The 19,179-nt window shown below is 70.7% G+C and carries 15 protein-coding genes; 7 read left to right on the top strand and 8 right to left on the bottom strand.

Going from position 1 to position 19,179, the window contains the following annotated elements:
* Positions 1-110: 110 nt before the first annotated feature.
* Both ACFCZF_RS06495 and ACFCZF_RS06490 read right to left on the bottom strand, forming a co-directional pair.
* Positions 111-1,148 (bottom strand): LacI family DNA-binding transcriptional regulator, encoded by a 1,038-nt coding sequence (locus ACFCZF_RS06495; RefSeq protein ID WP_375923845.1) that lies wholly within the window; start codon positions 1,146-1,148, stop codon positions 111-113.
* Positions 1,149-1,367: 219 nt separating this feature from the next.
* Positions 1,368-2,468, bottom strand: coding sequence for a MerR family transcriptional regulator (locus ACFCZF_RS06490; protein ID WP_376670706.1), 1,101 nt, complete (start codon positions 2,466-2,468; stop codon positions 1,368-1,370).
* A gap of 245 nt (positions 2,469-2,713) precedes the next feature.
* Between ACFCZF_RS06490 and ACFCZF_RS06485 the strand changes: the two genes are divergently transcribed.
* Positions 2,714-3,472 carry a YqjF family protein gene (locus tag ACFCZF_RS06485; protein ID WP_376670705.1) on the top strand — a complete coding sequence of 253 codons (759 nt, stop codon included), beginning with the start codon at positions 2,714-2,716 and terminating at the stop codon, positions 3,470-3,472.
* Between the two features lie 34 nt (positions 3,473-3,506).
* Entirely contained in the window at positions 3,507-3,944 is a 438-nt protein-coding gene (locus ACFCZF_RS06480; RefSeq protein WP_376670704.1) for an SgcJ/EcaC family oxidoreductase, read from the top strand.
* A gap of 43 nt (positions 3,945-3,987) precedes the next feature.
* On the opposite strand, the gene ACFCZF_RS06475 is transcribed toward ACFCZF_RS06480, so the two are convergent.
* Positions 3,988-4,980 (bottom strand): LacI family DNA-binding transcriptional regulator, encoded by a 993-nt coding sequence (locus tag ACFCZF_RS06475; RefSeq protein WP_376670703.1) that lies wholly within the window; start codon positions 4,978-4,980, stop codon positions 3,988-3,990.
* 261 nt (positions 4,981-5,241) lie between these two features.
* On the opposite strand from ACFCZF_RS06475, the gene ACFCZF_RS06470 reads away from it, so the two are divergent.
* From ACFCZF_RS06470 to ACFCZF_RS06455, 4 genes are all read left to right on the top strand, one after another.
* Positions 5,242-6,183, top strand: coding sequence for a carbohydrate ABC transporter permease (locus ACFCZF_RS06470; RefSeq protein ID WP_376670702.1), 942 nt, complete (start codon positions 5,242-5,244; stop codon positions 6,181-6,183).
* 5 nt (positions 6,184-6,188) lie between these two features.
* Entirely contained in the window at positions 6,189-7,133 is a 945-nt protein-coding gene (locus tag ACFCZF_RS06465) for a carbohydrate ABC transporter permease (protein ID WP_376670701.1), read from the top strand.
* An 87-nt stretch (positions 7,134-7,220) separates the two neighbouring features.
* A complete protein-coding gene (locus ACFCZF_RS06460; protein ID WP_376670700.1) occupies positions 7,221-8,558 on the top strand; it encodes an ABC transporter substrate-binding protein in 1,338 nt (445 codons plus the stop codon).
* Positions 8,559-8,612: 54 nt separating this feature from the next.
* A complete protein-coding gene (locus ACFCZF_RS06455) occupies positions 8,613-10,673 on the top strand; it encodes a beta-galactosidase (RefSeq protein ID WP_376670699.1) in 2,061 nt (686 codons plus the stop codon).
* A 99-nt stretch (positions 10,674-10,772) separates the two neighbouring features.
* On the opposite strand, the gene ACFCZF_RS06450 is transcribed toward ACFCZF_RS06455, so the two are convergent.
* The 5 genes from ACFCZF_RS06450 to xylB all read right to left on the bottom strand — a co-directional run bounded on the left by ACFCZF_RS06450 (position 10,773) and on the right by xylB (position 17,781).
* Positions 10,773-12,296, bottom strand: coding sequence for an aldehyde dehydrogenase family protein (locus ACFCZF_RS06450; protein WP_376670698.1), 1,524 nt, complete (start codon positions 12,294-12,296; stop codon positions 10,773-10,775).
* A gap of 136 nt (positions 12,297-12,432) precedes the next feature.
* A complete protein-coding gene (locus ACFCZF_RS06445; RefSeq protein WP_376670697.1) occupies positions 12,433-13,692 on the bottom strand; it encodes a GAF domain-containing protein in 1,260 nt (419 codons plus the stop codon).
* 153 nt (positions 13,693-13,845) lie between these two features.
* Positions 13,846-14,451 (bottom strand): N-acetylmuramoyl-L-alanine amidase, encoded by a 606-nt coding sequence (locus tag ACFCZF_RS06440; RefSeq protein ID WP_376670696.1) that lies wholly within the window; start codon positions 14,449-14,451, stop codon positions 13,846-13,848.
* 329 nt (positions 14,452-14,780) lie between these two features.
* Positions 14,781-15,989 (bottom strand): ROK family protein, encoded by a 1,209-nt coding sequence (locus tag ACFCZF_RS06435; protein WP_376670695.1) that lies wholly within the window; start codon positions 15,987-15,989, stop codon positions 14,781-14,783.
* 346 nt (positions 15,990-16,335) lie between these two features.
* Entirely contained in the window at positions 16,336-17,781 is a 1,446-nt protein-coding gene (gene xylB, locus ACFCZF_RS06430; RefSeq protein WP_376670694.1) for a xylulokinase, read from the bottom strand.
* 222 nt (positions 17,782-18,003) lie between these two features.
* Here xylB and xylA point away from each other — a divergent pair, with 222 nt between their 5' ends.
* A complete protein-coding gene (xylA, locus tag ACFCZF_RS06425; protein ID WP_375924835.1) occupies positions 18,004-19,167 on the top strand; it encodes a xylose isomerase in 1,164 nt (387 codons plus the stop codon).
* The last annotated feature ends 12 nt before the right edge of the window (positions 19,168-19,179 follow it).

The raw sequence follows: 19,179 nt of genomic DNA, 5'->3' as shown, positions 1-19,179 counted from the left end.
TGTCGAAGAAATCTCGAAGTCCCAGGTGGGAGACGCGAGGCCGGGAGCGCTCCCAGCGGTCACCTCGATCAGGCCGGTCAGCAGGTCAGACCGGTCAGGCGATCAGGCGATCAGGCGGAGTCTCGGAGTACCAGTTCCGTGCGGAGGATGACGTGCCGCCAGGCGACGGGGGAGTTTTCCGGCGAGTCCTCCATCTCCTCCAGCAGCAGCCGCACCATCGTCCGGCCGATCTCCTCCAAGGGCTGCCGGACCGTCGTCAGCGGCGGATCCGTGGGCCGGGCCGGTTGGAAGTCGTCGAAACCGATCACCGCGACGTCCTGCGGCACCCGCCTGCCCGCCGCGCGCAGCGCGTGCAGCGCCCCGGCGGCCATGGTGTCCGAGGCGGCGAAGACCGCGTCGAGTTCCGGGTGGCGGGCGATCAGATCGGTCGCCGCCCGGAGCCCGCTCTCCTCCGTGAAGTCGCCGCACTCGACGACCAGCGAGGACGTGACCTCGACGCCCGCCAGTTCCAGGGCCTCGCGGTATCCGCGCAACCGGCACTGGGCGACGTACATGTCGAGCGGACCGCTGATGGCCCCGATCGTGCTCCGACCGCCGTCCAGCAGATGCGTGACCGCGCCGCGCGCGCCGCCCGCGTTGTCGGCGTCGACGTAGGTGACGCTCTCGTCGCCGGAACGCCGCCCCAGCATGACCGTGGGCAGCCCCGCCTTGGCGAGCATGTCCGGCAGCGGGTCCTCGGCGTGCACGGACATCAGCAGCACGCCGTCGACCCGGCCGCCGCGCGCGTACTCCACGAAGCGCTGCCGCTCGGTGTCCGTGCGGACGAGGGTGAGCAGCAACTGCACCGGGGTGTCGGTGAGGGCGTCGCCGACCGCATGGACGATCTCGGAGAAGAACGGCTCCCCGAACAGCCGCCAGTCCGGCTCCGTCATGACCAGCGCGATGGCGTCCGCGCGGTGCCCGGCCAGGGAACGTGCCGCGAGATTCGGGACGTACCCCAGTTCGGCGATGGCCTGCTGCACGGCACGGCGCGTCGAGTCCCGTACGCCGACCGCGTTGTTGACGACCCTCGAGACGGTGCCCCGCCCGACGCCGGCGCGGGCGGCCACCTCCTCCAGCGTCGGCGTACCGGGACGCTGCCTGCCCATGTCCGCCTCCCCCACGAGATCGTCCGATACTACGGTGATCTGCTCGGCTCGGCGGGCGGATCGCGGGGGCGGCGCGAGATCGACGGGATTCGGCGGGGCGTGGAAAGCCCCGCCGCCACTGCCGCCCGAGCGCCGCTCACAGAGGGGCGTCGGCCGGTCGGGATCGCAACCACCGCTCACGCCGCAGATCGAACGGACGGTGGCGACGGCGCCCCGCCGTCAGTCGTCCAGGCGTACCGGCATCAGCAGTGAGAACGTCGTCTCGTCGTCCGGGCGGCGGATCGCGAGGGGGGCCGTGGGGGCGCCGAACTCCAGGACCAGCCGGTCCCGGCCCCCGGCGGCGAGCGCGTCCAGCAGGAACCGGCGGTTGACGGCGACGTTGTTCGGGTCGTCGTCACCGTCCTCGCAGACGGTCACCGTGCCGTCGTCGACCACCCGGAGCACACTGAGGTCGTGCGACGCACCGCCCTGTTCGCGCCCCTCGCCCTCACGCGCCTCGCCCGCGCGGACGGGACCGGTCTCCAATGCCTTCCGGAGTGCGGGCACGTCGACGAGGGCACGCCGTCCGGAGGGCAGGTGGACGAGGCGACGGTAGTCGGGGAAGTCGTAGGCGAGGCACTGTCCGGCCGCCTGGCGGTCCCCGGCCTCCAGCGTCACCCGGTCACCGTCCACGGCGAAGCCGACGGGCTCGTCGCCGCTCAGCAGGGCACGCATCGCGTCCACGAGCGGGGCGGGCACGATGACCTGTGCCCGCGGCCCGCCGGGTGAGGCGGCACTCGCGCGCGCGACGGCCATCCGGTACCGGTCGGTGGCCACGAGGTGGAGCGCGTCGCCCTCCACGTCGAACAGGACCCCGCCGAGCATGGGCAGTTCGGGGTCGGCGCCGGCCGCGAAACGGACCGCGTCCAGTGCGGCGGCCAACTCCGACGCGGGGACGGACAGGCGGACGGTGGCGGTGGACGGCGAAGCAGCCATGGGGTTCTCCCTGTGATCGAGTGTTGCTCGGAGCGTGGAGAACTCGCTGCGGGCATCGGCCAGCCCCAGTTCGAGACGGCGCAGGTGCGCCTGGAGAAGCCCGCGCACCAGATCCGTGTCCGCACTGGACCAGCCGGCCAGCACCAGCCGGATGTCCGCCAGCGGCATGCCGGCCCTCCGCAGCCGGGCCAGCAGCCGGGCCTCGTCGAGCTGATCGGGGGCGTACCAGCGGTAGCCGCTCACCGGATCCACCCAGGCGGGGACCAGCACACCGGCACGGTCGTAGAACCGCAGGGCGCTCACGCCCAGCCCGCTGTCGCGGGCCATCTCCCCAATGCTGCGCATCTCGCTCTCCACGTCCGCAACCCTGAGCCCTTGACCAGGTCGAGGGTCAATCCCGACCTCGGCCGCGGGGGCCCTTGCCCCGACCGCGGCGGCCTGTCCTCGGCCACCGCCGCACGCCACCGCCGCAGGCCAACGACGTGCAACACCGCCATACACCACCGCCGTACGCCGACCGCGCTGCGTCCCCCCTCCCGTGATCCACCTCGCACCGAAGCGCACAGCCGCCCGTCTGCCATTCTTGCGCCGTGCAGAAGCCCACCGCCGTCACGCCCGACGCCCCCGCGGCGATACGGGTACCGCTCCTCACCCAGGAGTGGCTCGATCTTGCCTTCATCCACTGGGCCGTCGAGCCCGCCACCCTGGCGGGGCTGATGCCGCGCGGCACCGTTCCCGACACGCATGACGGGCTCACGTTCGTCGGGCTCGTCGCCTTCCGCATGCACCGGGTCGGCTGGCTGGGACTGCCCGGCGTGCCGTACTTCGGCTCGTTCCCGGAGACCAACGTGCGGCTGTACTCGGTGGACGCGCACGGGCGGCGCGGAGTGGTGTTCCGGTCGATGGACGCTTCGCGGCTGATACCGGTGCTGATGGGCCGCGTCGGCTTCCGGCTGCCCTACCTGTGGTCCCGCATGACCGTCCGCACGGTCGGCGACACCGTGACCTACACCAGTTCCCGCCGCTGGCCCGGCCCGTACGGCGCGTACAGCCGTATCGCCGTACGGCCCGGTGAACGCATCCACGAGCCCACCGGCCTGGAGCACTTCCTCACCGCCCGCTGGGGCATGCACAACATGTTCTTCGGCGGTGCCGCGTATCTGCCCAACCACCATCCCCGCTGGCCCCTGTACCGCGCCGAGCTCCTCACCTGCGACGAGGACCTGGTCGCGAGCGCCGGAATCCCGGACCTCACCGACGCCCCGGTCAGCGTCCTGTACTCACCGGGCGTACCGGTCCGCCTCGGCCGTCCCGCCCGGCCCGGGACCTCTCTGCCGCTCGGCCCTTGACCTCAAGCGTGCTTGAGGTCCCAGAGTGGCCGGCATGAACACCGACACCGCACACACCGACACCGCAGACATCGACAGCGCACACACCGACACCGCAGACATCAAGGCCATCGAACAGGTCGTGGCCACCGTCGAGCGCACCCAGCGTGCCAAGGACGCCGAGGGGTTCCTGGCCCTCTTCCACTCCGAAGCCCTGTGGACGACCGCCCACGGCAAGGTCCTGCTGGGCTTCGACGCGATCGCCGAGTTCACCCGTGCCGTGCTGCCGGGTGCCGTCTGGGACGGTGACGTCACCTACGAGGCGGCGCACATCCAGTTTCTGCGCCCCGACGTGGCGGCCGTCAAGGTCAGGCAGGTCTACCACTCGGCCGAGGGCGACACGGAGGGCGCCCCGTTGTACGTCATGACCAGACAGGACGACGGGCGCTGGCTGTTGCACGCCGGCCAGAACACCGAAGTCCGGGCCGACTAGGGGCTGACCAGGGGCCGACCAGGTGGATTGACCACGAGCGTTGTCAACGCCGGTGGGGCGGCGGCGCGGTGCTCTTCCGCACGACGAGCTGGGTGGGGACGAGCCGTGTGCCGTGTTCCGGATCGCTCTGCCGCACTTGGTGCAGGACACCTTCCACGCAGCGGCGGCCGACCTCGGCGAAGTCCTGGTGCACCGTGGTCAGCGGGGGCAGGAACGAACCGGCCTCGGGAATATCGTCGAACCCCACGACGGATACGTCCTCGGGTACCCTGCGCCCGCGCTCGTTGAGTGCGCGCAGGAGGCCGAGAGCCATTTGGTCGTTGGCGGCGAACACCGCGGTGCAGTCCTGCTGTTCCGCCAGGTGGAGTCCCGCGCGGTAGCCCGACTCCGCCGACCAGTCACCGCGTACGAGGGGCGGTGGCTTGCGGCCGGCGGACTCGAGCTCCGTGCGCCAGGCGTCCGTTCGGCGCTGAGCGGCGAACGATTCCTCGGGCCCGGCGAGGTGCCAGACCGTGCGGTGCCCCAGTTCGAGCAAATGGCGCACGGCGTTCCGCGTGCCGCCCGCCTGGTCGGTGTCGACCACCGTGAAGCGGTCCCCGGCGTCCGAGTCCGCGACCACGACCTTCACGTGCGGCGGCAGGGACAGCCGGGCGGCGTCGAGGAGGTGGACCTCCATGATGACGATGACAGCGTCGACCGCCAGCTCGCCCAGCCGGGAAAAGGCACCGCGTACCTCGTCCTGGGTGGGTACCGCGACCGGCAGGAGCGTGACCGCGTACCCCTCCTGCGCGGCCGATGTGGCGATGGCCTCCAGCGTGCGCACGTTGCCCGTCGTCGCAAGCGTGAACGTGATCACGCCGATCGTGCGGAATTCTCCGCGCTTGAGAGCGCGCGCCGCACTGTTGGGGCGGTAGCCGAGCTCCCTCATGGCCGTGAGGACCTGCTGGCGCGTCTGTTCGTTCACGCCGGGGAATCCGTTGGAGACGCGGGAGACCGTCTGCGAGGAGACGCCCGCGAGCTGGGCGACGTCCGCCATCGAGACGGTCCGCCGACGGCGTGGCGTTCGGGTCGCAGGCAGCGGTGTGCCTGGCGCCGGGGAGTCCTTGCCTGTTCCGTCCACCGGTTCCTCTCCTGCTTTCCGAGCGGCCCTTGACCGCCCCTACGCACGCAGTGTAGACATGCCGCCATCAGATGTTTACGTAAACATAATACCTGGTCGGGAGGTCGGCTGATCTCCCTTCGCGACCCGGCGTTTGCGTGAACCTCGGGTTCGGCAGGGACGAACGAGGGACACGAGATGACGACGCTGCAACCGCCGGCGGCCGCAGGGGCCCGTCCGGCCAGGCCACCGGTGCGGCGGACGCGCCGATCCTGGACGGGCCGATCCTGGACGGGATGGGGCTTCATCGGCCCGTTCGCGCTCGTGTTCGCGCTGGTCTTCCTGGCGCCACTCGCGTATTCGGTCTACCTGAGCCTGTTCCGGACCAAGCTCATCGGCGGGACCTCCTTCGTAGGCCTCGACAACTACGAGCAGGCTCTGCAGGACGGCCAGTTCTGGGACGGCGTGTTGCGCGTCGGCCTGTTCCTGCTGGTCCAGGTGCCGATCATGCTGGGCCTCGCCCTGCTCGTGGCGCTGGCGATCGACAGCGGCCGTCTGTTCGGCAAGGACTTCTTCCGCATCTCCGTCTTCCTGCCGTACGCGGTGCCGGCCGTCGTCGCGACACTGATGTGGGGCTTCATGTACGGCCCGCGCTTCGGCCTGGTCGGCGACATCAACGACGCCTTCGGCGTGCGGCTGCCCGACCCGCTCTCCTCCGATTTGATCCTGGCCTCGATCGGCAACATCGTGACCTGGGAATTCGTCGGTTACAACATGCTGATCTTCTACTCCGCGCTGCGCGTCGTCCCGCACTCGCTCTACGAGGCCGCCGAGATCGACGGCGCCGGACAGTGGCGCGTCATCACCGCGATCAAACTCCCCGCGATCCGTGGCGCCCTCGTCATCGCCACGATCTTCTCGATCATCGGCAGCTTCCAGCTCTTCAACGAGCCCGCCATCCTCCAGAAGCTCGCGCCGAACGCGATCACCACCGACTACACCCCGAACTACTACACCTACTCGCTGTCCTTCTCGGGCCAGCAGCACAACTACTCCGCGACGGTCGCCATCGTCATGGGCGTGGTCACCATGATCGTCGCCTATGTCGTCCAGCTGCGCGGCATGCGCAAGGGAGCGTGAGCGCGATGACGACGAGCAGCACCACCGACGCACCGCGGCCCGCCGCCGCAGCGACGCCGACCGCGGCCCCCCGACTGCGCGCGGCACGCCGCCCACACAGCCCGGGCCGCCCCCGCCGCAGCATCTTGCTCACCGTGCTCACCGGCGTCGTCCTGCTCTACAGCCTCGTACCGCTGCTGTGGCTGGTGATCAGCGCCACCAAGACGCAACAGGGCCTCGCCCGGTCGTTCGGTCTCTGGTTCGACGGGGACTTCGCCCTCTGGGACAACATCACCGAGACCCTCACCTATCAGGACGGCGTCTTCGGCCGCTGGGTGCTCAACACCGTCCTGTACGTGGTCGTCGGGGCGGGCGGGGCCACCCTCCTGGCCGTCCTCGGCGGCTACGCGCTCGCCAAATTCGACTTCCCCGGCAAACGCGCGGTGTTCGCCGTCGTCATCGGAGCCGTCGCCGTACCCACCACGGCGCTCGCCGTCCCGACCTTCCTGTTGTTCAGCAAGATCGGTCTGACCGACACCCCTTGGGCCATCATCCTCCCGTCCCTGATCTCGCCGTTCGGCCTCTACCTGATGTGGGTGTTCGCCGCCGAGGCAGTCCCCACCGAGCTCATGGAGGCCGCCCGGATCGACGGCGCGAGCGAGCTGCGCACCTTCTTCCAGGTCGCGCTGCCGCTCCTCGCGCCCGGAACCGTCACGGTGCTGCTCTTCACCACGGTCGCGACGTGGAACAACTACTTCCTGCCGCTGATCATGCTGAAGGACCCCGACTGGTATCCCCTGACGCTCGGTCTCGACGCCTGGAACAAGCAGGCTGCCACGGCCGGCGGCGAGGCCGTCTTCAACCTCGTCGTCACCGGCTCGCTCCTCACCATCGCGCCGCTCATCGCGGCCTTCCTCCTGCTGCAGAAGTACTGGCAGTCCGGACTCGCCGCCGGAAGCGTCAAGGAGTAGCCGCCGCAAGCGACAAGGAGAGCCGCCGCAGGGCCGCTTCTGGGCCCGCACGTCCCTGCCGAACCCGAAGGAACTGGAAGTCCCGCTATGCCCAAGCACTCCCGCCGCTTGCTGCGCGGCCTAGGTCTCCTCTGCGTCCTGGCGCTCGGAGCGACCGCCTGCGGCTCCGACGACGACAACTCCGACCAGAAGGCGGTGGGAGCCGCCGACATCCAGGCCGCCCTGAAGAAGGGCGGCAGCGTCACCGTGTGGGCATGGGAGCCCACGCTGAAGCAGGTCGCCGCCGACTTCGAGAAGAAGTACCCGAACGTCGACATCAACCTCGTCAACGCCGGCACCAACAACGACCAGTACAAGGCCCTGCAGAACGCCATCTCCGCCAAGAAGGGCGTCCCCGACGTCGCACAGATCGAGTACTACGCGCTCGGCCAGTACGCCCTGACCAAGGACGTCACGGACCTCAAGGCGTACGGCGCCGACAAACTGGCCGACTCCTACTCGCCGGGACCGTGGAACTCAGTGCAGTCCGGCGACGGCATCTACGGCCTGCCGATGGACTCGGGGCCGATGGCGCTCTTCTACAACAAGAAGGTCTTCGACAAGCACAAGATCGCGGTGCCGACCACCTGGGACGAGTACGTCGAGGCGGCCCGCGAACTTCACAAGGCGGACCCGAAGGCGTACATCACGAGCGACGTCGGTGACGCCGGCCTGACCACCAGCCTCTTGTGGCAGGCGGGATCACACCCCTACAAGGTCGACCGCACCAAGGTCGGCATCGACTTCACCGACGCGGGCGCCAAGAAGTACACCGACACCTGGCAGAAGCTCATCGACGAGAAGCTCCTCATGCCCGTCGTGGGCTGGAGCGACGACTGGTACAAGGGCCTGGGCGACGGAACCATCGCCACACTGCCCATCGGCGCGTGGATGCCCGCGAACTTCGCCTCCGGGGTCAAGGACGCCGCAGGTGACTGGCGCGTGGCCCCGCTGCCCCAGTGGACCGAGGGAGCCGACACCAGCTCCGAGAACGGCGGCAGCTCGCTCGCGCTGCCCGAACTCGGCAAGAACAAGGAACTCGCCTACGCCTTCGTCGAATACGCCAACTCCGGTGAGGGCGTACAGACCCGCATCAAGAACGGCGCCTTCCCGGCGACCACCAAGGATCTGAACTCCGAGGCGTTCCAGAACACCGAGTTCCCCTACTTCGGTGGCCAGAAGGCCAACAAGGTCTTCGCCGAGTCCGCCAAGAGCGTACCCACGGACTGGAAGTACCTGCCGTACCAGGTGTACGCCAACTCGATCTTCAACGACACCGTCGGCAAGGCCTACGTCTCCGGCACGAAGCTGTCCCAGGGGCTGGCGGACTGGCAGAAAGCCTCCCTCGAGTACGGCAGCGATCAGGGCTTCACCATCGACGAGTAGCGCGGGGAGCCCCGGCAGCCTCCACCGAACCGACAGGCCCGTGAAAGGACCTCCATGACCTCCCCCCTCACCTCCCGTTTCCCCCATCCCAAGGGCAGCGACGGCACCCGACGGCTCGGCTACGGCGCCGACTACAACCCAGAGCAGTGGCCGCGGGAGGTGTGGACGGAGGACGTCCGGCTGATGCAGGAGGCCGGCGTGAACATCGTCTCTCTGGCGATCTTCTCCTGGGCCAGGATCCAGCCCACGGCCGACACCTGGGACTTCACCTGGCTCGACGAGGCGATGGACCTGCTGCACACGGCGGGCATCGGCGTCGACCTGGCCACCGCCACCGCCTCCCCGCCGCCGTGGCTCACCACCGCGCACCCCGAGATCCTGCCCGTCACCGCCACCGGTGAGACCCTGTGGCCCGGCGCACGCCAGCACTGGCGCCCCACCTCACCGGTCTTCCGCACGCACGCACTCCGGCTCGTGAGGAAACTGGCGTCGCGCTATGCCGGTCACCCCGCCCTCGTCGCCTGGCACGTCAACAACGAACTCGGGTGCCACAACGTCTACGACTACTCCGACGACGCCGCCCGCGCCTTCCGGGACTGGCTGCGCGACCGGTACACCACGCTCGAATCGCTCAATCACGCCTGGGGCACCGCCTTCTGGTCCCAGCGTTACAGCGACTGGGACCAGATCCTGCCGCCGCGCCTCGCGGCCTCGCACCCCAACCCCACGCAGCAACTCGACTTCAAGCGCTTCTCCTCCGACGCGCTCAAGGAGCATCTGCTGGCCGAGCGCGACGTACTGCGGGAACTGACTCCCGACGTACCCGTCACCACGAACTTCATGGTGATGAGAGGCATCAAGGGCATGGACTACGCGGACTGGACGGACGCGGGCGCGGTCGACTTCGTCTCGAACGACCATTACGTCATCCCCGGGCCCCAGGACCGCGACGAGCTGTCCTTCTCCGCCAACCTGACCAGCGGTATCGCGAGCCACCAGCCGTGGTTCCTGATGGAGCACTCCACGAGCGCCGTGAACTGGCAGCCGGTCAACACGCCCAAGCTGCCGGGAGAGCTGGCGAGGGACTCGCTGCTGCACGTCGCGCACGGCGCCGACGCCGTCTGCTTCTTCCAGTGGCGCCAGTCCGCCGCCGGCGCCGAGAAGTACCACTCGGCCATGGTCCCGCACGTCGGCGCCGACAGCGATCTCTTCCGCTCCGTCGTGGACCTGGGCCGGACCCTGCGGACGCTGCGGCCGCTTGCCGGGACCGAGCGCGAACCGGCACGCGTCGCCATGCTGTTCGACTGGGACTCGCGGTGGGCGAGCGAGCAGGATTCCCACCCCACCTCACACCTCGACTACCACCGAGAGGCCCTCGACTGGTACTCCGCGCTGCTGCGACTCGGCGTCCGCGCTGACGTCGTACCCGTGCACCACAGCGACCTGCCCTCCTACGACGTCGTGATCGCACCCGTCCTGCACGTGATGCCCCAGGAACTCGCCAAGGAGCTCACCCGGTACGTCGAGGGCGGCGGCCACCTCATCACGACCTACTTCTCCGGCATCGTCGACGAGAACGACCACATCTGGCTCGGTGGCTATCCCGGCGCCCTGCGCGAACTCCTCGGCCTGCGGATCGAGGAGTTCGGGCCACTGCCCGACGGCGCCACGGTGGAGCTCGACAACGGCACGACCGGCAGCATGTGGACCGACCGGATCACGGTCACCGGACACGACGTCGAGGTCCTCGCCGGCTACCGCACCGGCCCGTACGCGGCACTTCCCGCGGTGACCCGCCGGACGACGAGTCAGGGTTCCGCCACGTATGTCTCGACCCGCCTCGGTGTCCCGGGCCTCCTCGGGCTGCTTCCCGACCTGCTCGCCCCGGCCGGCGTCACCAGCGAGCTTCCCGAGGACGCCCGGGGCCAGGTGGAACAGGTCGTCCGGCGTGACGCGGACAACCGCTACGTCTTCCTGGTCAACCGGAGCGACACACCGGTGACGCTGCCCGGCTTCACCGGGGACGTACTGGTCGGACTCGTCGGCACGAAGACCGACGAGTCCATCGTCCTGCCGCCACGCGGAGTCGTGGTCGTCCGCCAGGCGGCAGCCTGACAGAGGCGGCCGTCCGCGACCTGAGTGAAGGGCGCCTGACCCGGGAGAGCGCGGTCAGGCGCCCTTCACACGTCCAGCGGCCAGGCGCCCTTCATGCGTCTAGAAGAAGCCCAGCTTCTTCGGCGAGTAAGACACCAGCAGGTTCTTCGTCTGCTGGTAGTGCTCCAGCATCATCTTGTGGTTCTCCCGGCCTATCCCCGACTGCTTGTAGCCGCCGAAGGCGGCGTGCGCCGGGTACGCGTGGTAGCAGTTCGTCCAGACACGTCCCGCCTGGATCGCGCGGCCCGCGCGGTAGGCGGTGTTCATGTCGCGGGTCCACACCCCGGCGCCGAGGCCGTACAGGGTGTCGTTGGCGGTCTTGATCGCGTCGTCGAAGTCGTTGAAGGGCGTGACCGACACGACCGGGCCGAAGATCTCCTCCTGGAAGATCCGCATACGGTTGTGGCCCTCGAAGATGGTCGGCTGGACGTAGTAGCCGCCCTTCAACTCGCCGTCGTGCTCGATGCGTTCGCCACGGGTGAGCACCTTGGCGCCCTCCTGCCGGCCGATGTCCAGGTAGGAGAGGATCTTCTCCAGCTGGTCGTTGGACGCCTGCGCGCCGATCATCGTGTCGGTGTCCAGGGGGTGGCCGGACTTGATCAGTTCGGTGCGGGCGACGGCGGCCTCCATGAACTCGGCGTAGGTGCCGCGCTGGACCAGCGCCCGGGACGGGCAGGTGCACACCTCGCCCTGGTTGAGCGCGAACATCGTGAAGCCTTCGAGCGCCTTGTCACGGAAGTCGTCGTCCTGGGACCAGACGTCGTCGAAGAAGATGTTCGGTGACTTGCCGCCCAGCTCCAGCGTGACCGGCTTGATGTTCTCCGAGGCGTACTGCATGATCAGCCGTCCCGTGGTGGTCTCCCCGGTGAACGCCACCTTCGCCACCCGCGGGCTGGACGCGAGCGGTTTGCCCGCCTCCGCGCCGAAGCCGTTGACGACGTTCAGGACACCGGGCGGCAGCAGGTCCGCGACCAGGCTCAGCCAGTAGTGGATCGACGCCGGGGTCTGCTCGGCGGGCTTCAGGACCACGGCGTTGCCGGCGGCGAGTGCCGGGGCGAGCTTCCAGGTCGCCATCAGGATCGGGAAGTTCCACGGGATGATCTGTGCGACGACACCCAGCGGCTCGTGGAAGTGGTACGCCACGGTGTCGTCGTCGACCTCGCCCAGCGAACCCTCCTGGGCGCGGATCGCGCTCGCGAAGTAGCGGAAGTGGTCGATGGCGAGCGGGATGTCGGCCGCCAGCGTCTCGCGCACCGGCTTGCCGTTCTCCCAGCTCTCGGCGACCGCCAGCCGCTCCAGGTTCGCCTCCATGCGATCGGCGATCTTCAGCAGGATGTCGGAACGCTCGGTCACCGAGGTGCGGCCCCAGCCCGGGGCGGCCTCGTGCGCGGCGTCGAGCGCCCGCTCCACGTCCTCCGCCGTACCGCGCGCGACCTCCGTGAAGGGCTGACCGTTCACCGGTGACGGATTCTCGAAGTACTGCCCGCGCATCGGCGGCACGTACTCGCCGCCGATGAAGTGGTCGTAGCGCGACTGATAGGAGACGATCGCGCCCTCGGTGCCGGGCGCCGCGTAACGGGCCATCCTGTCTGCCTCCTCATCGAGCGCTGCCCGCCGTTGGACAGCTCTGCGCGCGAGGCTAGGGAGCGGGACGTTGCAGGGACGTTGCGCGTGCGGGCGGCCGGAGCCCGGTCCTGTGCCGCCACTCACGTGCGGGCGGTCACCACGCGTTCGGCGCCGCCAGTTCGGACTCCAGCGCGGCGAGCCGGGACCGGGCCGCCGCCGTGGGCCGGACCGCGACCAGTGCGCGCCACACGTCCACATCGTCCTCGCCCCACGGCGCGTGCGCCCAGTCGGCCAGCAGGTCGGGATCGCGACCGGAGATCAGTGCGGCGCGCACACCGTCGGCGATCCGGCGCCTGAGCCGTACCACCGCCGGAGCCTGGGAGCCGGGCAGCAGGGGACCGGCGTACGCCGCCGCGGCCGCCGTGATCGCTCCGGCCCGCAGACGACGCTCGACAACGGTGGCGTCGGACTCGACGGGCACGGCGAGCCGGTACGGACGGGACGCGAGCCGGCCGGGTCCCAGGAGTCCGCGCAGCCGGGCCAGTTCGGCACGCAGGGTCACCGGCGGCACCGTCTCGTCCTCGTACAGCGCGCACAGCAGCTCGTCGCCGGTCAGGCCTTCCGGGTGGTGGGCCAGCAGTACGACGATCTCGCTGTGCCGCCGGCTCAGCCGGACTCTGCGGCCGTCCGCGCTCAGCAGCGCCTCGTCGCGGCCCAACGCGGTCAGCTCGGCCGAATCGGCCGGCGGCCGCTCCGGGGCGAGCAGCGCCAGCTGCGACTCGGCGGCACGCGCGACCGCCTGGACGAAGCCCAGACTGTGCGGATGCGCCAGCCCGTCCCCACCGGTGATGTCCACGGCGCCGAGTACGCGCCCGGTGCGGGGGTCGTGCACCGGAGCCGCCGCACAGGTCCACGGCTGGACCCGCCGTATGAAGTGCTCGGCGGCGAAGACCTGGACCGGCCGTCCGACGGCCACCGCCGTGCCCGGCGCGTTCGTCCCGACCGCGGACTCCGCCCACCTGGCACCCGGCACGAAGTTCATCCGTCCCGCCCGGCGACGGGTGGCCGGATGTCCCTCGACCCACAGCAGCCTGCCGTGCGCGTCGCACACCGCGAGCAGATGCTCGCCGTCGGCGGCGAAGGTGCCCAGGAGTTCCCGGACCAGCGGCATCACCCGCGCCAGCGGATGCTCGGCCCGGTAGGCGCCGAGGTCACCGTCCATCAGCTCCACATTCGCCGTGCCGTCGGGGCCGACACCCGCCCGGACCGACCGCCGCCACGACTCCGCCACCACTTCACGCACGGGCCGCGGCACCGTCCCGCCCTCGGTGAACGTCTCGTGCGCGCGCCGCAGCGTCCGGGCACGCTCGACGGGGTCGGCCCCCGGTTCCAGAGCCAGCCATGCATCAGTCAACTCGGCCTCCCCGGACGGTGCTGCTGACGGCGATGCGCTTGGGGACATCGTCACGCCGCGAACACGTGCGGACAACCACTTCGACCAGCCGGAGACCAGCGGAGACCAGCGGAGACCAGCCGGATCACCGGGACGCGGCCGGTCCACCGCGAGTCAGGCGAAGTTGACCAGTCTGATGTAGCGGGTCCAGTCCCACAGGGGCCCAGGGTCCGTGTGATCGCTGCCCGGTACCTCGTGGTGCGCGATGATGTGCTTGCGGTCCTTGGGGATGCCGTACGTGGTGCAGATCGCCGCGGTGAGCCGGGCGGACTGCTCGTACATGGCGTTGGTGAAGTACTCGGGCCGGTCCACCCAGCCCTCGTGTTCGATGCCGATGCTGCGGGTGTTGTAGTCCCAGTTCCCCGCGTGCCAGGCGACGTCCGCCTCGCGGACGCACTGCGCCACGTGCCCGTCGGAGGACCGGACGACGTAGTGCGCGGACACCTGCTTCTCGGGGTTGCGGAAGATGGAGAGGGTGTCGGCGTACGTCTCCTGCGTGACGTGCACGACCACATAGTCGACGGGATAGGCCGTGGGGCGGCTCGACCGGGTGTAGTTGGACGTGCTCGCCGGCTGCCATTCGGCGGAGGGGTAATCGACGGCCCGGGGCCGTGCGGCGGCCCGCGTGCCGGAAAGCAGCGCATACGGGACGGTGGCGAGCGCGGCGCCCTTCAGGAGCCGCCGCCTGGTCGGAACCGGTGCTGTCCTTTCCCTTTCCATGGGTTCCATGGGACTGCCCTTTCGTCGGTGGGGCCCTCGGGCCCCTGTGGGGGGTGCTCAGCTGTGCGAGGTGCGTCCGCGCGAATCACCGTACGGGCAGCGGGGGTTGCGCAGAAGGGCGCCGCGCCGTTCCGTGGACAGCCCCCGCCTTGTGGACACCGCGCTCACTCGAACGAGTGATGGGGGAGTGGAGCAGGGGCAACGGAAGCCGCCCGGCTCGGGTCGGTGCTGCCGTAGCCACGGCCACGGCCATGGTCGCTGTCGTCGTCGCTGTCGCCGCCGCCGCGGATGCCACCGCTGTCCGCGCCGCGTCCGTCACCGGATCGGGTTCAGGCCCGTTCCGCCACTACCGTCGGGTCGTCCAGGACGGCCCGCGTCACCGAGTGTGCGGCGCCGAGAAGGGGGCCCTGCGGTCCCAGCTCCGACACGGAGACCGGGCAGACCGGACCTGCCGTGCGCCGGGCCAGTTCGTCCCGCAACGACGGCAGCAGCCAGGGTGCGAGTCCGGCCAGCGCACCGCCCAGCACCACACTCTCGGGGTCGAGCAGGTTGACCGCTCCGGTCAGCGCGATGCCGAGCGCCGTACCCGCCTCGTGCAGGGCACGCCGTACAGCCTCGTCGCCCTCCGCGGCACGCCCCGCGAGCAGTCCGACGCGATCCTCGCCCGGCTCCACACCGGCCGCGCGGAGTACCGCCTTCTCGCCGGCATACTGCTCCAGGCAGCCTCGCCCGCCGCAGGCGCACTCCGGCCCGTCGGGACGGACCGGCACATGACCCAGCTCGCCGGCGAATCCGCGGGTACCGCGCAGCAGCCGCCCGTCCACGACCACGGCCGCGCCGATTCCGATCTCGGCCGAGACGTGCAGGAAGTCCCGCGGAGTGCCGTCACCCAGCCAGAGTTCGGCGAGCGCGCCGAAGTTCGCCTCGTTGGCCACGGTCAGCGGCAGCTCCCCGGGCAGCAGCGCGCCGAGGTCCGCGTCGTGCCAGTCCAGGTTCGGAGCACGTACGACGGTCCGGGCGTCCCGCGCCACGAGCCCCGGCACGGCCACCGCGAGCCCGGCCGGCCACAGCCCCTCGGCCTCCACCTCCGCTACGACCTGCCGCACCAGGCCGGCGAGCTGCTCCAGCACCGGCTCCGGCGATCGGCCCCTGTTGCTCCCGTACCGCACGACACGCGACCGCACCCGGCCGCGCAGGTCGACCGCGCAGACCGCGAGGTGGTCGACGCCGACCTCCGCTCCGATGCCGGCCGGGCCGTGAGCGCTGACGGCGAGCGCCGACCCGGGCCGCCCCACCCGACCGGGACGCTCGGGGCCCAGCTCCTCCAGCAGGCCCGAGCGGATGAGCTCGTCCACGAGGGTCGACACCGCCGCACGGGTCAGCCCGATCCGGGAGGCGACGGCGGCCCGGGACAGCGGACCCTCGGCGCTGACGGTGTGCATCACCCGGGCGAGGTTGCGGCGGCGCATCCCCTGCTGGGTGTCCGGCAGCGCGCGCCCGGGGCGGGCCGGGTGTGTTTCGTGCGGCGGTGCGGTCATGCCTCCGTCAGTCCTTGGTCGGTCTTCGGTCGGTCTTCGGGCGATCCGGTCGGCGCTCACGTGCCTGGCGACGCGTGCCCGGCGGGCGGTGTCCGAAGGCACCCCGGAGGCGGGGCCGGGGGTACCCATGGGGGACGACCCTCGGGGCCCGGAGTGTCCGCGGCACCACTAGCACGTCCTCCTCCTTAGGCGAGCGTCGTCGCGTTCCATGGACAGGCCCTCCGACGGTGCGATTCGGTCGAGGTCCGCGCCGACGCGCACCCGGCGACGCCCCCGCGCCGGCGGCGTACCGCAGGATCGGTCCGTGACGGTTGCCCGTCGGTGGCGTCGCCGCGTGAACGCGTCCTCAGCGCGAGTCCGCGTTCCGTTCCAGCAGCGGTGTCGCGTCGGAGAGTACCCCGGTGATCCGGGTCAGCGTCGCCTCGTCCCGTTCCACGGCGTCGAGCACCGGTCCGGCGGCCGTGTTCCAGCGCCGGGCGACCGCTGCCGCGTCCTCGCCGGTCAGCAGGCCGACGGCCTGCGCCGCGGCGCCGAGTGCGACCAGTTCCTTGGCCTCGGGGATCTGGACAGGGCGCCCGGACAACCGTCGTACCGTCTGCTGCCAGGCAGTCCCGCGCGCACCGCCGCCGATCAGCAGCAGCGGCGCGGACGGGTCCGCGTCGGTTTCGAGGACCAGGTCGAGCGCGCCGAGCAGCGAGTGCACGGCGCCGTCGTACGCGGCCTGGAGCAGCTGACCGGCGGTCGTGTCGTGACGCAGCCCGTACAGGAGGCCGGAGGAGTGCGGTAGGTTCGGTGTGCGCTCGCCGTCCAGGTAGGGCAGAAGGGTGACGTCGGTGCCGGGTTCGACGGCTTCCCGGTCCAGGCCCAGCAGGGCCGCGACCCGGTCGACGGCGAGTGTGCAGTTGAGGGTGCAGGCCAGCGGCAGCCAGTCGCCGCGCGCGTCGGCGAAGCCCGCCACCGTGCCGGTCGGGTCGGCGGGCCGTCGGCGCGACACGGCGTACGCGGTGCCGGACGTGCCGAGGCTCATCACCGGCACGCCGGGACGCAGCCCGAGGCCCAGCGCGGCGGCCGCGTTGTCGCCGGTGCCGGCGGCGACCAGGGTGCCCTTGGAGAACGGCAGGCCGTGGCCGTCGCGCACGGTGCCGGCCACCTCGCCGGGCCGGACCACTCGGGGCAGCAGCGCCGGGTCGAGCCCCACGCGCGCGAGGATCTCGTCGTCGTAGGCCTCCGTGCCGGACACCCACCAGCCGGTGCCGGACGCGTCGCCGCGGTCGGTGGTCCCCTCGCCGGTGAGCCGTTCGGTGAGGTAGTCGTGCGGGAGGCGTACGGCCTTCGCCGCGCGGGCCGCCTCCGGCTCCTGCTCGGTCAGCCAGGCCCACTTGGTGACGGTGAACGAGGCACTGGGCACGCTGCCCGTGCGCTCCGCCCAGGCCTTGGGGCCGCCCAGCTCCTCGATCAGACGGCGGGCCTGCGGGGCCGAGCGCACGTCGTTCCACAGCAGGGCGGGACGCACCGGGTCGCCCTGGGCGTCCAGCGTGACGAGTCCGTGCTGCTGCCCGCCGATGGATACCGCGGCGGCCTCCCGCGCGGCGTCACCGCACTGGTGCAGGGCGTCGCGGAGCGCGTCCCACCACTGGCGCGGATCGCTCTCGCGGCCGGCCCCGGAGGACACGGTGTGGGGTGCCTGACCGCTCGCGACGACCTGGCCGGTGGCCGCGTCGACGACCAGCGCCTTGGTGGACTGGGTGGACGTGTCCACGCCGACGACGAGCGGACCCTCGGCTGCTGACATCGGGTTTCTCCCTCTTCCGCGGCTCTGCGGGATCTGACTGAACTGTCTGGATGGACCTGCGCTGAGCAGGGGTTTCGCGGTTCTTCTGACCCTCGGGACCCGGATGTCACTCCTTCGGGGACACCTTGTGCCTTCCCAGGACCGTGTGTGCATACTAATTTGTAAAGCGCCATGACGAAATAGTCGGCAGCAAGTGATCGGCAGCGAGCGAGGAGCCACGGAATGAACTACCAGCCCACTCCCGAGGACAGGTTCACGTTCGGTTTGTGGACGGTCGGCTGGCAGGGCCGGGATCCCTTCGGTGATGCCACCCGGCGCGCGCTGGACCCGACGGAGTCGGTGCGGCGTCTGGCCGAGCTGGGTGCGTACGGGGTCACGTTCCACGACGACGACCTGATCCCGTTCGGGTCGAGCGACACCGAGCGCGAGGCACATGTCAAGCGGTTCCGGCAGGCGTTGGACGCGACGGGCATGAAGGTGCCGATGGCGACGACCAACCTGTTCACGCATCCGGTGTTCAAGGACGGCGCGTTCACCGCGAACGACCGGGACGTGCGCCGGTACGCGCTGCGCAAGACCATCCGCAACATCGATCTCGCGGTGGAGCTGGGCGCGAGTGTGTATGTCGCCTGGGGTGGCCGGGAGGGTGCGGAGTCCGGTGCGGCCAAGGACGTGCGGGACGCCCTGGACCGGATGAAGGAGGCCTTCGACCTGCTGGGCGAGTACGTCACCGAGCAGGGCTACGACCTCAAGTTCGCGATCGAGCCCAAGCCGAACGAGCCGCGCGGTGACATCCTGCTGCCGACGGTGGGGCACGCGCTGGCGTTCATCGAGCGGCTGGAGCGGCCGGAGCTGTACGGCGTGAACCCGGAGGTCGGCCACGAGCAGATGGCGGGGCTGAACTTCCCGCACGGGATCGCGCAGGCGTTGTGGGCCGGCAAGCTGTTCCACATCGACCTCAACGGCCAGTCGGGGATCAAGTACGACCAGGACCTGCGCTTCGGGGCGGGCGACCTGCGGGCCGCGTTCTGGCTCGTGGACCTGCTGGAGAGGGCCGGGTACGCCGGTCCGCGGCACTTCGACTTCAAGCCGCCGCGGACCGAGGACCTCGACGGCGTGTGGGCGTCGGCGGCCGGCTGCATGCGCAACTACCTGATCCTCAAGGACCGGGCGGCCGCCTTCCGTGCCGACCCGCAGGTGCAGGAGGCCCTGGCCGCGGCCCGGCTGGACGAACTGGCCCTGCCGACCGCCGAGGACGGTCTCGCGGCCCTGCTGGCCGACCCGGCCGCCTACGACACCTTCGACGTGGACGCGGCCGCCGCTCGCGGTATGGCCTTCGAGCACCTCGACCAGCTCGCCATGGACCACCTCCTCGGCGCCCGCTGAGCGGTCCACCTC

This window comes from Streptomyces sp. NPDC056296, assembly GCF_042268605.1.
Classification (GTDB): Bacteria; Actinomycetota; Actinomycetes; order Streptomycetales; family Streptomycetaceae; genus Streptomyces.
The sequence above is the reverse complement of the archived record's forward strand: the minus strand, read 5'-3'. Positions and strand labels throughout refer to the sequence as shown.

Bases quoted from the DNA above. Each gene is read 5' to 3' on its own strand.
- ACFCZF_RS06495 (WP_375923845.1), bottom strand. From the start codon at position 1,148: ATGGGCAGGCAGCGTCCCGGTACGCCGACGCTGGAGGAGGTGGCCGCC.
- ACFCZF_RS06490 (WP_376670706.1), bottom strand. From the start codon at position 2,468: ATGCGCAGCATTGGGGAGATGGCCCGCGACAGCGGGCTGGGCGTGAGC.
- ACFCZF_RS06480 (WP_376670704.1), top strand. From the start codon at position 3,507: ATGAACACCGACACCGCACACACCGACACCGCAGACATCGACAGCGCA.
- ACFCZF_RS06475 (WP_376670703.1), bottom strand. From the start codon at position 4,980: ATGGCGGACGTCGCCCAGCTCGCGGGCGTCTCCTCGCAGACGGTCTCC.
- ACFCZF_RS06470 (WP_376670702.1), top strand. From the start codon at position 5,242: ATGACGACGCTGCAACCGCCGGCGGCCGCAGGGGCCCGTCCGGCCAGG.
- ACFCZF_RS06465 (WP_376670701.1), top strand. From the start codon at position 6,189: ATGACGACGAGCAGCACCACCGACGCACCGCGGCCCGCCGCCGCAGCG.
- ACFCZF_RS06460 (WP_376670700.1), top strand. From the start codon at position 7,221: ATGCCCAAGCACTCCCGCCGCTTGCTGCGCGGCCTAGGTCTCCTCTGC.
- ACFCZF_RS06455 (WP_376670699.1), top strand. From the start codon at position 8,613: ATGACCTCCCCCCTCACCTCCCGTTTCCCCCATCCCAAGGGCAGCGAC.
- ACFCZF_RS06450 (WP_376670698.1), bottom strand. From the start codon at position 12,296: ATGGCCCGTTACGCGGCGCCCGGCACCGAGGGCGCGATCGTCTCCTAT.
- ACFCZF_RS06440 (WP_376670696.1), bottom strand. From the start codon at position 14,451: ATGGAAAGGGAAAGGACAGCACCGGTTCCGACCAGGCGGCGGCTCCTG.
- ACFCZF_RS06435 (WP_376670695.1), bottom strand. From the start codon at position 15,989: ATGACCGCACCGCCGCACGAAACACACCCGGCCCGCCCCGGGCGCGCG.
- xylB (WP_376670694.1), bottom strand. From the start codon at position 17,781: ATGTCAGCAGCCGAGGGTCCGCTCGTCGTCGGCGTGGACACGTCCACC.
- xylA (WP_375924835.1), top strand. From the start codon at position 18,004: ATGAACTACCAGCCCACTCCCGAGGACAGGTTCACGTTCGGTTTGTGG.